The 12,523-nt window shown below is 64.0% G+C and carries 12 protein-coding genes; 5 read left to right on the plus strand and 7 right to left on the minus strand.

Translation table 11 applies throughout. The features are described from left to right. Window positions 1-50 precede the first annotated feature (50 nt). From BUE39_RS09335 to BUE39_RS09345, 3 genes are all read right to left on the minus strand, one after another. The gene (locus BUE39_RS09335) at window positions 51-1,220 is read right to left on the minus strand and encodes a substrate-binding protein (protein ID WP_073428361.1); all 1,170 of its coding nucleotides are present in this window, start codon (window positions 1,218-1,220) and stop codon (window positions 51-53) included. 55 nt (window positions 1,221-1,275) lie between these two features. Then, the gene (locus BUE39_RS09340) at window positions 1,276-2,163 is read right to left on the minus strand and encodes a nitrilase family protein (protein ID WP_073428362.1); all 888 of its coding nucleotides are present in this window, start codon (window positions 2,161-2,163) and stop codon (window positions 1,276-1,278) included. Between the two features lie 278 nt (window positions 2,164-2,441). Then, a complete protein-coding gene (locus BUE39_RS09345) occupies window positions 2,442-4,889 on the minus strand; it encodes a flavin monoamine oxidase family protein (RefSeq protein WP_084561383.1) in 2,448 nt (815 codons plus the stop codon). Window positions 4,890-5,187: 298 nt separating this feature from the next. On the opposite strand from BUE39_RS09345, the gene BUE39_RS09350 reads away from it, so the two are divergent. Both BUE39_RS09350 and BUE39_RS09355 read left to right on the plus strand, forming a co-directional pair. Further along, on the plus strand, window positions 5,188-5,613 hold the full coding sequence (locus BUE39_RS09350) for a hypothetical protein (RefSeq protein WP_073428363.1): 426 nt from the start codon (window positions 5,188-5,190) through the stop codon (window positions 5,611-5,613). Window positions 5,614-5,734: 121 nt separating this feature from the next. Beyond that, on the plus strand, window positions 5,735-6,103 hold the full coding sequence (locus BUE39_RS09355; RefSeq protein WP_073428484.1) for a hypothetical protein: 369 nt from the start codon (window positions 5,735-5,737) through the stop codon (window positions 6,101-6,103). A gap of 34 nt (window positions 6,104-6,137) precedes the next feature. On the opposite strand, the gene BUE39_RS09360 is transcribed toward BUE39_RS09355, so the two are convergent. From BUE39_RS09360 to BUE39_RS09370, 3 genes are all read right to left on the minus strand, one after another. Next, entirely contained in the window at window positions 6,138-6,821 is a 684-nt protein-coding gene (locus tag BUE39_RS09360) for a hypothetical protein (RefSeq protein WP_073428364.1), read from the minus strand. Then, window positions 6,821-8,221 (minus strand): selenium-binding protein SBP56-related protein, encoded by a 1,401-nt coding sequence (locus tag BUE39_RS09365; protein ID WP_073428365.1) that lies wholly within the window; start codon window positions 8,219-8,221, stop codon window positions 6,821-6,823. The genes BUE39_RS09360 and BUE39_RS09365 overlap by 1 nt, the downstream gene beginning before the upstream one ends. Before the next feature lie 323 nt (window positions 8,222-8,544). Beyond that, window positions 8,545-9,576, minus strand: a complete 1,032-nt coding sequence (locus BUE39_RS09370) for an AraC family transcriptional regulator (RefSeq protein WP_073428366.1) — start codon at window positions 9,574-9,576, stop codon at window positions 8,545-8,547. 172 nt (window positions 9,577-9,748) lie between these two features. On the opposite strand from BUE39_RS09370, the gene BUE39_RS09375 reads away from it, so the two are divergent. The 3 genes from BUE39_RS09375 (at window position 9,749) to BUE39_RS09385 (ending at window position 11,496) form a co-directional block, all read left to right on the plus strand. After that, window positions 9,749-10,183, plus strand: a complete 435-nt coding sequence (locus BUE39_RS09375) for a GFA family protein (RefSeq protein ID WP_073428367.1) — start codon at window positions 9,749-9,751, stop codon at window positions 10,181-10,183. A gap of 86 nt (window positions 10,184-10,269) precedes the next feature. Next, on the plus strand, window positions 10,270-11,100 hold the full coding sequence (locus tag BUE39_RS09380; RefSeq protein ID WP_073428368.1) for a class I SAM-dependent methyltransferase: 831 nt from the start codon (window positions 10,270-10,272) through the stop codon (window positions 11,098-11,100). Window positions 11,101-11,358: 258 nt separating this feature from the next. Then, complete coding sequence (locus tag BUE39_RS09385; protein ID WP_073428369.1) at window positions 11,359-11,496, plus strand: DUF3563 family protein; 138 nt, start codon at window positions 11,359-11,361, stop codon at window positions 11,494-11,496. 23 nt (window positions 11,497-11,519) lie between these two features. On the opposite strand, the gene BUE39_RS09390 is transcribed toward BUE39_RS09385, so the two are convergent. Further along, a complete protein-coding gene (locus tag BUE39_RS09390; RefSeq protein ID WP_073428370.1) occupies window positions 11,520-12,401 on the minus strand; it encodes a LysR family transcriptional regulator in 882 nt (293 codons plus the stop codon). Between the last annotated feature and the right edge of the window lie 122 nt (window positions 12,402-12,523).

The following is a 12,523-nucleotide window of genomic DNA, read 5'->3' on the forward strand; positions in this document are numbered from 1 at the left end:
TGGCGCCGGTCGGAACCCGCGAGCGGCGGATGTTGCATGTCTGATCGTGCTTACCTGATATTCGGGCACTGAGCGCCGGGGTCCACGTCCGGGAAAGTTTGCAGGATCTTGACCGAACCGTCTGCCTGAATCTGACCCAAACGCATCGCGAGGGGCGTATGCCGGCTTTTGCTCATCTCGACCTGACCGCGCGGGCCGTCGAAAGACACTTGATCGAGCGCCTTGATGACCTTGCCCGAGTCGGTGGAACCCGCTTTCTCGACCGCCGCCTTGTACAGGAAGAAGGCTTCGTATTGCGGCTCGGATAGCTCGTTCGGCGTTTTCACGTTCTTGCCGAACCGTTTGTCCATGGCCGCGAGAAACTTCTTGTTGCCCGACGTATCGATACTCGTCAAGTAGGAGCCGGACATGTAGATGCCGGTCGCGACGTCGCCCATGCTTCTCGCGGTGCCTTCGTCGATAGCCAGGTTGCCGTATGGCACGGCGAGCCCCGAACCCTTCAACTGTTTGGCGAGCGCCACGTTGGGCGCGCCGCCGGCCGTCGCGCTGATCAGCGCGTCGGGATGCGCCGCGCGAATCTTGGAGAGCACCGGCGTCCAGTCGGTGCCGTCGATGGGCAGATACTCTTCGCCGATCACCTTGCCGCCATGCTGCTCGATGTACTTCCTGGTGAACTGCAACATGCCGCGGCCAAACGCGTAATCGTTGCCCACCAGATAGAACGTCTTGGCGTTCTTGCTCTTGGCGAAGTAGTCGACCACCGGCGCGACCTGTTGCTCGGGTACCCAGCCGTTCACGTACATCCACGGGCTGCACGAGCGGCCTTCGTAAAACGACGTATAGATGAGCGGCTTCTTGCCGCGGGCCACGATCGGCAGGGCCGCATTGCGGGCGGCGCTGGTCTCCATCGAAATGATGGCGTCGACGTTCTTCTGGAACACCAACGTGTCGTAGGCTTTTTGCGCGCCGACCGCGCCGGACGCGTCGTCTGTGATTTCAAGCTGGATCGGGCGGCCCATGATGCCGCCGGATGCGTTGATCTCGTCGACCGCAAGCTGCGAGGACTGAACCACCGCGGGCGCGACCACGCTATTGGCGCCGGACAACCCGACTGCGACGCCGATCTTGATCGGCTCGGCGGCAAACGCGTTCATGCAGGCGCAGGCGCCGGCGAGCGCCGCGATCGTGGCAACGAGGAACTGTTTGTCGAACGGTCTCATGGCGTTTCCTTTAATGGATGGAGTGAATCGGGAAGTACATGCGGGCGCCGGTCTTTCACGCGAGACAGAAAGACCGGGCGGTGCCGAGCATCCGGCCATACACGTCGGCGCGCCGATCGCGCAACACATGATTGAACGTGTTGAGCGTGCGCCCGGAGCGCGTGCGCTTCACGTCGATCACCGCGTACAGAATTTCCTCGCGATCGACGCTGGCCGGCCCGGCCACCGGCCAGCCGTCGCCGCCGACGATCAGGCTCTGGCCGATGAACGGCTGACCGCGTTCGGTGCCGATCCGGTTCGCGCAGGCGATCGCAATGCCGTTGCTGTGCGCGGCGGCCATGGTGAGCGTCGCCGCCATCGCCGAGCGGTCGTCAGGCTGCGACGGCATGGGCACCCAGTTCGTCGGCACGCAGACAATGTCCGCGCCTTGCATGGCCGCCAGCCGATAGGTCTCGGGAAACCATCCGTCGTAGCAGATCGCGATCGCGATGCGCCCGAGCGGCGTGCCGAACACCGGCACACCGCGGTCCCCCGCCTCGAAGAACAGGTTTTCGTTATTCCAGAGATGCAGCTTGCGGTACACGCCGATGTAACCCGAAGGACCCGTGAAGAGCGCCGAGTTATACAGACGCTTGCCGGCCCGTTCCGCGATACCGGTGACGAGATGAATGCCGAGACGCTGCGCCGTGTCGGCGAAGATGCGAGCGGTTTCTCCATCGGGCAGCGCTTCCGCCAGCGCGAAAGCCTCCTCGCGATTCGCAAAGGCGTAACCGGTGTTCGCCAACTCGGGCAAGACCACGAGCGATGCGCCGTTTCTCGCGGCGGTTTCGATGTGCCGGATCGCTCGTGCCACGTTATCGCGCTTCGCGCCGACATGCGGCTCCATCTGCACGCATGCGATCACGAGACTTTGAAGCTCAGGTTTTGCGGGGTCGTGCAACATCGCTTTTCTTCTCCCAAAACAAAAAGCCCCCTCACTAGCGTTGGACGCAAGTTCGGGGGCTGCATAGCCTTCCATGTGTGGCACGGCAACGTTGCCGTGGTGTCGCCGGAAAATCATGGCGACTGATTCGGGGTGAATTTATGAAACCAAATTCTCGATGTCAAGAGATTTGGGCAGCTTATAGGGAAAGTACTTCTCTCCAGCTCTCTCAAGCCGCGACGCCGGGACCGTGGAGCCCCGGCATCCGAATCAACTCACAGTTTGCGCGTGACGCGCGATTACAGCAATTCCTGGTGCAGCGGCGAATTCACCGGCAACGTACCGCCGTGACGCACGACGAGCTTCTGCGTCGCGAGAATCGCCGATGCGATTGCGCCGCTCGCGAACCCGCCCTCGTAGGTGAGCTTCTCGCCCATCGGAATCACGCCGTCGTCGTGCCGTTCCGTGAGGAAGCCATAGAGCCGGCGGCTGTTTTCCAGATCGCCCGGTGCGTCCATCTTGAAGGCGGCCCAGACATGCCGCTCTTCCGCCCAGTTCGTGTAGAAGAAGCGGTCGCGATTCGCTTCCACGAGATCGGCGAGCTTGCCGATCTTCTGGTACTCGGGATTGTCCGGCTCACGTGACGCGACGCTGCGCAACAGCTTGATGAATCCGTCTCGCCGATCCTCGACGGTCATCCCCACCGCCTTGTCCGCATTCTTTCCTTGCGCGTACTCGGAATACACCGCACCCGTACCGTCGGGCTGCAGCATCATGTAGACCTGTTGATTGAACTCGTCCGTCTGGATGTTCGCCGGCAATTCGTCGGCCCGGATACTGCCGACCGCGATCCCGAATCCCGCCTTGGTGGCGGACACCAGGTTGGCGTTTTTCAGCGCTGCGACGAATTCATCCGGCAACATCGGCTCCGTGCCTGGCGCGGGCGCATGCAGACCGAGCCGGAGCGCCTCACGCGGACTGCCGGAGAAGAGCAGTTCGTCGTAGACCTTTTCGTCGGTCTTGCCGGTTGTTTTGTCGAGCACCGACACGCGGTACTTGCCATCGACTTTCCTGATCTCGGTGACTTCGGTATTGAGCTTGATGACCTGCTTGTCCTCGAGCGACCCCACGCCTTCGGGCAGCCCCTCGCGGTCCGCGACGAGCTTGTAAAGCGGTGCATCGGCGCCCTCCTTCAGCCCCACGTGATCCTTCAGACGGCCGTCGCTGACGAAGCGCGCTTCCTCGAGAAAGCCGATGTCCGAATAGCCTTTGTATCCGCCCACGCCGATGCCGACCGCACCGAACGTTTGCCATTCCTCCTCGCTCCATTCGATGCCCTGTTCGGCCAGCAACTGGTCCACGCCGGAGCGGAACGAGTGGCTGTCGAAATCCTTCTTCGCCTTGTCCCAGAGTCTGCGGACCTCGGCCGTGTCGCCCGCCTTGCGCGCCTCGTCGATCGGCTTGAAGAAGGGGTCGATCATCGCGCGCTGGATGTCGTGCGCGACCTTGCGCATGACGGGATCGTCGGCCTGCTGGCCGGGCTGAACCGTGGCCACCTTGCCGCCGAGCAGATAGGTGATCGGCACGCCCGGCGAACCCGGATTGGGAAACGGCTCGAATTCGAGGCCGTAGTGTTCGGCCAAACCCCAGTACGCGTTGTTCCGATCCCGGTGGAAACGCATGCCGCCCGGATGAAAGGGCGTCGAAATTCCCTCCCAGTGTTTCGCCGCGATCCGTCCGCCGATCTGGCCCGCCTGTTCGAGCACCTCGATGTTCTTGATGCCGGCCCGGTTGGCCAGGTCCGCCGCCATGATCCCTGCGGGCCCCCCGCCGACGATACCGATGCTGATGTCCTTCTCGCCTTCGGGCAGTTCGCCGACCACACGGTTGGTCCGTTCGAGGAAACCCCGATAGTCGACCTGGTGATCCACCGGCATCGACGCACTCACGTCGGCGAAGCGATCATCGAGCAGCGCCTTCAGACGAGGCTCCGCGTCGACGACTTGCATCGGCGCCGTCAGCGCCTGCTCCGCTTCGGGCGTGCACGAGCCAAGCAGACGCGCGGCTTGCTCCGGCTTCATGTTGACGGCCATGTGGTCGAGCCAGTCGCGCACCGGCGTGCGCGGCAGATCCTGCGACGCCGCGCGCGTGGTGTCGCCGAGCAATGCCGCCTGCTCCGTGCCCAGCGAGTTGAGCACGTCGCCTTTTTCGGCCTCGCACAACGCGAGCCACATCGTCGTGATTTCCATATGCAGCTGGTTGCGCTCCCGCCCTTCTCCCAGCGTGCCCAGCAAGTTCAGATTCTTCGTGACGGCGGGCGCGAGCTTCTCGCGGTCGGCCCGCGGCCATTGGCCGACCGGCTCGCTGAAATCGCAGCCGATGGCCTGCGGCGTGAGTGGCGGCAGCGCACGGCCGCTGGTTTTCAGAGTCGGGTCGCGAAGCAGCGCGTCTGAGTTACCCGCTTTCAGATAGCTCCCCATGAGCGCCTGGCCGTAGGGCCATTTGTCCGTGATCACCGGCCGTGTCGCCTGCGCGCCCTGGCTTGACGAGGCGGGCGGCGGCTGGCGCGGACGGTCGGCGGCGGAGCCTTCTGCTGGACCCGCTTTGCGCCTTTCGGCGGGCCCCGGCATGCCCGGAGGCACTTGCCGCGGCGAGGCGGCCGGCGGTGGAGGTTCCGCTGCAACGTCGCCGAGCGGCGGTATGTCGGGGTTGTTACCGGGGGTGGACGAGCTTGGATTGACGTTCATGTTGGCGATGTCCCTCGTGGGTTGTCTCGTGAGTTATGTCGAACAAAAGCAATCGATCGTTATGAGAACAGGCGAGCGCTCGGCGATAACCGTCACCCCGGAAGAATCGACACGCTATGCGAAACGCCGCACGCTCGTGCTGGCCCGGCCGCGCTTCAAATTACGCGCTTCAAATTACTTTCGAAGCTGCCGTCTTATTTTCGGAAAGGCATTGCGCCGTGGGTCCAGCACTTTCCAGACGGTGCACGTCTTCGGTGCGTCGGATTCGTCGCCCACTACCGAAGATTGGAGAGAAGAGATGAAACGCCTGAATCGATGTGCCGCTTTGCTCACCGCTACCCTGGTAGCGCTGACGTTCGCCACGCATGGCGCGGCCACGTTCGCCGCCACCGCTGCGCGCGGCGCGGCGACGCCCTGCGAGGCCCAGACGGGCAGCGCGCAATCCTCGCCGGGCCCGCTGACGCTGCTGGTCGATCCGCCCGAGGGCGGCACGTTGCGGCTCACCTATGTGCCGCTCGATGGATGGAAGCTCGACACCGCGAACGGCGCATCCACGCAGGCCGAAGGCCGCGTGTCGCCCGTGGGCGCATCGCGTCTCAAGGAAAAGCGTGCCGCGAGCGAGCCGATGACCGTGTTCATCGACGGCCCGAGCGGCTTTGCCTACGTCTGGACACAGGACCGCGGATGGAAATTCACCGGCCGCGTCACCGACCGGATTCGATGAGCGGCGCGCGAACGAGCAACACGACGGGAGTCGCGTGAAGCGTCGCGCGTTTTATCATGCAGGCTCATGCCTGCTTTGGCCGCGCTTCGGCCACGCTTCGGCCACTATCGACTCCACGCCCATGCCTTCTTCGATCAGAAACTCGCTCGTCTGGATCTTCGACGCATTCGAGCGCGATGCAACCTACCTTCGCAAGCGAATGTTCGGCTCCGATGCCGCGTATATCGACGGCCAGTTGTGTCTGGTCGCCGCCGATCGCGCCAAGCCCTGGAACGGCTTGCTCGTATGCACATCGCAAGAACGCCACGCCGCGCTCATCAACGACATGCCCGCGTTGCGGCCGCATCCGGTGTTGCGCAAATGGCTCTATGTGCCGCAAGACGATCCGGCGTTCGAGTCGATCGCGGACCATCTGACCAAGCTCGTGCTCGCGCGCGATCCGCGCGTGGGCGTCGAGCCCAGGCCGCGCAAGTCGAGATTCAAGGCGTGAAGCGATGAGCTGGGCCGTTGCGGGCCGTCGCCCTTCAGCCGTGCTCGGCGCCCGGCAACGCCGCATTCAACACCAGGGCGAGCAGGCCGACCACGATGAGGCTGGAGGCCCAGAACGCATCCAGGTTGAACCAGCTTCGTGAGACGAACTTCAGCCCGAGATAGCGGTAGACCAGCCAGGCGATCAGCCCGCCGACCACGATCATCGCGGCGGCATGCACGCCGGAGACCGCGAGCGCCATCGTCAGATTACTCTGCATCAACGCCTGCGCGGCGCGGTGCCCGCGATCGATGTCGTCAGCGCGGCACAGGCCGAGGTAGACCGGCACGAGCATGAGTCCCGCGCCGTGCGCGATGGCGACCGCGAAGGACCACAGCGCGAGCCGCGACGGCGGAATTCGCGCAAGCACGCGCGGATGACGCCGCCAGATCAGCAGGCCCACGCCGAAGCCGATGACGAGCACGCTCGCGCCGATCTGAATCTCGCGTTGCCACGCGAGCAGCATCGCGAGCATGGCGAACGGCAGCATCACGAGGAACATCGCCAGCACGTGCCCGGCCGCGAGATACAGCAGCGTGGCGAGCAGCGCGCGGGCGCGCCGCTCCATCAAGCCGCTCGACACCGCGAGCGGCCACCCCATCGCCGGATTGACGCCGTGATAGAGACCGCTCGCCACCACGGCCAGCCACAGGCCGGCCTGCGGCCAGCTATTCGCCATCAAGTACCCACCGACGGATAACAGAACGAATCGGTCGAGCAGTCGCCGCCTTCGAGCCGGATCTGATGAGCCCGGTAGCCGTCGGGAAAGTTCACCCAGTATTCTTCGGCCAGCGCGAGGCCGCCGCCGGGTTCGGCGCGCGCCATCACTTGCGCCGCGGGCACGCCGTTCGGATAGAACTGGTCGTCCCACGTGGAGTACAGCGAATTGGTCCAGTAGACGCGCTTGCCGTCGCGGCTGATCTCGACCATCTGCGGGCCGCCCGCGAAGGTCTTGCCGTTCGGGTGCGGCGCGCGCCGCACGATCCCGCCGATGCGAACCGAACCCGCGAGCTTCGGCTTGCGCGGCTCCGTCACGTCGTATTGACGCATCTCGCCGGTTCCCCAGCAGGCGACGTACAGAAACTTGTCGTCGATCGACAGATCGATATCGGTGACGAGCGGCGGCACCGCGCCGAAGCCTTGCAGCAACGGTGGAAGCTCGTCCGCGGCCGCCGGCTCGGGCGGAATCGTCGCGGTCTTTTCGATGTGGAATTGCCCGTCCTCGCGCCACCACGTCCAGATCGAGCCTTCCAGGTTGGTCGTGTCGACCACGACGCCGATGAAGCCATATTCGCGGCTGGGGTCATGCGCGGGCCGCACTTCCAGCGCCATCTGATGATTCGCGCCGAGATCGATGGTCTGCACGTTGCGGCGCGCGCGCAGGTCCCAGAAGTGAATGCGGTGCCCGTATTTGTTCGACAGCAGATCCTCGGGCACGATGCCGTTCTCGAATTGCGGCGGCAACGCCCACTCGCTCGACACCATGTAGTCGCGCGGCAGATTCCACCAGAAATCGTAGTGTTTCTCCTGCGGCCCTCGATCGATCTCCCAGCGGCCGAGCACGTCGAACGTCTCGCAGTCCATGATGAAGATGCCGGGCGGGCCGTCGGTGCCGTCCTTTCCGCCGCCGCCGAGCGTGCTGACATAAATGCCTTCGGGACCGCAATGAACCGTGTGCGGACGCGAGTAGCCCGTCTTGCGAAAGATCTCCTCCGGTTCGATGATCTTGTGGATTCGCGCCTGGGTCGGATGAGGCTTGGTGTCCACGATATAGATGCGCGAGGAACGCATGCCCGGAATGATCAGGTAGCGCCGTTCGAGGAAAGCGTGGCCCGTTAGCGGGGACAGCGCCGACGAGCAAGCATTCCATCCGAAGTGGTGGAATTCGTCGCCCTTGTTCGGCATGGGCACCGTATGCACCACCTGGCTGTAAGTGGGCGAATCCGGCTTCACGTCGAGGACGGCGAGCATGTCCGGCTGCGAGAAGTCGGGACTCAGCAACACCGTGTAGGCGTAGTCTTCCGCCGGCGCATCCATCGCGAGTTTCGGCGATGCGTGGAACGTGGGATCTGGGCGCATGGAGCACCTTGGAGTGAATGAATGATCGAGGGTGGCCGCGCGCGGCGGCGACGCGGATGCTGCATTGCCGAATCTTCTGTTTCCGCATGCGATGTCGCGCAGGCGAGCGGTCGGTCGATTAGATTTGTAGACCACCGTGCTGACGAGGGCAACAGAAATGTTGCGCGCGGTTTGCGCGTTCGCGCGGGTCCACCTGGTTTCCACTTAGTTGTCATGCGCCACGGATAGCCAACGCCCGCCATGCGATGTGACGCAAACCGCACGCACGGTATTCCTATCGTGATCGTGATCGTGAGTACCGCATGCGCGCGTGCGTACTTTCCCTATACGGCCGTCGTCTCGCCGATCGCTCCCGGCGCATTGGCGGGCGCGCTATCGTTTGGCGTCACATGGCTCTTTCGCCATGCGGCCGGCGGCATACCGAACTCGCGCTTGAATGCGCGATTGAACGCCGCCTCGGAGTCGTAGCCGACCTGCTCCGCCAGCGCGGCGAGCGATTTGGCGCCGTCCAGCAGTTCGTGCGAGGCGAGCTGCAAACGCCAGCGCGCCAGGTACTGCATGGGCGGCTGACCCAACAGATCGGTGAACCGTTGCGCCAATGCGGAGCGCGACAGCCCCACTCTTCGCGCGAGTTCGTCGACGGTCCACGAATACGCCGGTTGCGCATGAAGCAGCGATAGCGCGGGCCCGACGAAGCGGTCGCGCACACCCGCGAGCCAGCCCTTGCGGTCCGCCGGCAAGGCGTCGATACAGCGGCGCACCGCTTCGACGAACAGCAGTTCCGACAGCCTCGCAAGAACGATCGCGCTGCCCGCGCGCCACTGCGCCGCCTCGCCGACAGCGAATCGAAGCGACGATTCGAGCCACGCCGAATGAGGATCGTTGCGCATGTCGACTTTGAAGAGCCTCGGCAGCGAGGACAGCAGCGGATTGCCCAACGTATCGTCGCAAGCGAGAAAGCCGCATACGACCCGCGTCGGCGCTCCGCCGCCGCCATAGGAGAGCGTCATCACCTGGCCCGGTGTCGTCTCCATCTGGATCGCGAGAAGCGGTCCTGCCAGCTCGGGGGAGAGATCGAGGGCGCTGCCGAAAACATGCGCCTCGCCTTGCGGCACCACCAGCAGTTCACCGGCCTTGAGATGAATGACGGATGCGGGGTCGCTGGCGAGTCGCGCCGAACAACTGCCCTCGGTGATGAGATGGAATGAAATCACGCGTTGCGAGCCCGGCAGAAAGGCGTCGCAGAGGGCCGAATCCGCCTGGCCAAACAGGCACCACGGGGTCGTGAAGTCTCCGTTGAGGTAGACCGCACCATTGAGCCGCACAACGCGAAGAACGTCGGAAAGCGCATCCATGAACAGCGTCCGTCAATCCCGGCGTTCCGCGCAAGAGATCTGGACGCCTGGTCATTCAACGATATGAACTACGAGCAGATACTAGCACCCACCTGAACGCGCAACAACGCGCGAATCAGGCACCCGGCGACAGTAGCGGCACATGCAATGCAAACCATCAAGGAGACATCTCATGAGCAATGAAAGCACTTACGAGGGCGGCTGTTTTTGCGGCGCGGTTCAATTCACGGTGAGCGGCGAGCCGGCCGGAATGGGCTATTGCCATTGCGATTCATGCCGAAGCTGGTCGGCCGGACCCGTCAATGCGTTCACGCTGTGGCAACCGGAAGCGGTGCGCATCACGCAGGGCGCGGACAACATCGGCACTTACAACAAAACGCCGAACAGTTATCGGAAGTGGTGCAAGACGTGCGGCGGTCACCTCTTCACCGAACACCCCGGCATGGGACTCACCGACGTGTATGCAGCGTCCATTCCACAGTTTCCCTACGAACCCGGCGTGCATGTTCACTACGAGCACACCAGGCTGCGCATGAAGGACGGCTTGCCGAAAATGAAGGACGTGCCGAAGGAAATGGGCGGTTCGGGTATCACGATCGCCGAATAGCGGCCGCACGGCGCGTGCATTGCCGCGCCATGCGACGCGATGCACCGCGGAACATTTCCACTCCATGCTTAACAGGAAGTACAGCCATGTCCACAGTCACTTCTTCCTCGCCCGCCGTCGATCTCGCCGCGCTCAAGAGCCGTCAGCAAGCCGCCTGGTCCTCGGGCAACTATGCCGTGGTGGGCACCACCTTGCAGATCGTCGGTGAACAGTTGTGCGAGGCGCTCGATCTGCGCGCCGGCAGCCGCGTGCTCGACGTCGCCGCCGGCAACGGCAATGCAACGCTTGCCGCCGCACGCCGCTGGTGCGACGTGACCTCCACCGACTACGTCTCGTCGCTGCTCGAAGCCGGGCGCACGCGCGCGCAAGCGGAAGGCCACACGATCCGGTTCCAGCAAGCGGACGCCGAAAGCCTGCCGTTTGCGGACAAATCGTTCGATGTCGTGATGTCCACCTTCGGCGTGATGTTCACGCCGAATCAGGAGCAGGCCGCGAGCGAACTCGCGCGCGTCTGCAAACCCGGCGGGAGAATCGGCCTCGCGAACTGGACGCCCGATAGCTTTATCGGCCAGGTGTTCAGGATGATCGGCAAATACATACCGCCCGCGCCGGGCGTCAAATCGCCGGCACTGTGGGGCACGCAGGCCCGGCTCGCGGAACTGTTCGGCGAAACCGCGCGGGACGTTCGCACGACGAGCCGCGAGTTCGTCTTCCGCTATCTGTCGCCGGCCCACTGGCTCGAAGTGTTCCGCACCTACTACGGTCCGATGAACAGGACGTTCGGCGCGCTCGATGCGGCGCAACAGGCCGCGTTGACCCAGGATCTGCTCTCGCTCATGGAAAGCCGCAATCGTTCCGGCGACGCCACGCTCGTGCTGCCGAGCGAATACCTCGAAGTGGTGATCGAGCGGAACTGATGCCGCGCGATGGCGCTGACGGATACGCGGAGCGTCAAGCCGCGCTGTCTGTCGCGCCCGAACTATTTGCTCAATGAACGTCGTCGAATAAACGACACTTTCCCCCTCGCATCGCCACTGGAAGCCGCAACGCGTTCCAGTCAAGGCTCGTGTAAAGCGCGCATGGTCGATGCTTAGGTACGGCAGTTGAGTTGAACGGCTGCCCGCGATTCGCGGCGGTGGATTCACTCCAGACCGCATCGATTATCGGAGTACACCATGCTCGCCTATCTTGCCAGGATGCTGCGCAATTTGCTCGAACGCGCGGAACATAGCCGCCGTAATGCGTTCCTCGCGTCGTCGGTCGATATAGGCGAGCTGGAGCGGCGCATGCGCTCGTTCGAGATCAACGGTTAGTCGAACGGGGCCTCTTGAGCCGCCTACGCACGCGCGGCGGCAATCACCTGCGACGCGAGCGCATGATGCTGCCCGCGCCGCGAGCGGATTGCGTGAATCTCCTCGATCACGCCTTCCGCACGGCCCAGCGGGCGCAGTCCCCGCAGCAGCGACACATCGTCCGCGCCCAACTCCGCGAGCGGGAACACGCCGAGACCTCGCGCGGCGAACACCGCCATGAGCGCGCTGTCCTCGAATTCTCCGGCGATCCGCGGCCGGATGCCTTCGGTTTCGAACCAGCGTTCGAGCCGCGCGCGCAACGCGCCATGGCCGGTCGGCAGCAGCACCGGCACCTCGGACAGACAGTGCGGAAAACCGGCGCGAGTCGACTTGCGAACGATTTCCGCGGGACCGTACCAGTCGACCGGCGAGCCCACGAGGCGCTGGCTCACGACGCGCAGGTCCGCGTTGTGCGGCGCGGGCTGGCAGGCCAGCACGAGATCGAGCCGATGCAGCGCGAGTTCCGACAGCAATTGCGCGTGTTCGCCTTCATGACATAGCAGCCTGAGCGAAGGCGTGCCGAGCACCGGCGCGAGCAACGCGTGCGCCGCGAGCTTCGAGATGCCGTCGGACAGACCCACCGCGAGCCGCGCGACACGCTCGCCGCCCGCCTCGCGCATCTCGTCGAGCAGCGCCTCACCGAGCTGAAAAATCTGCTCCGCGCGGCTAAACGCGGCCTGCCCTGCTTCGGTCATCGTGACGCCGCGCCCGGCCGGCTTCAGCAACTGGCGCCCAATGGATTTTTCGAGTTCGCGCACTTGCGCGCTGATCGTCTGCACCGCCATGCCGAGACGTTCGGCCGCGCGCGCGAAACCGCCCTCCTTCACGACGATCCAGAAATAGTAGAGATGGCGGTAATTGAGCATGGTGAACAGTCTTCGGGAAAAACGATGTATCGCTCAGGGTAACACTGGTTTATCCGAACCACGAAAACGCGGATCATCAACGAATTCCGGCGTCATTCTCCTTAACCTCAATCACCTATTCC

The sequence above is a fragment of the Paraburkholderia terricola genome, assembly GCF_900142195.1.
GTDB lineage: Bacteria > Pseudomonadota > Gammaproteobacteria > Burkholderiales > Burkholderiaceae > Paraburkholderia > Paraburkholderia terricola.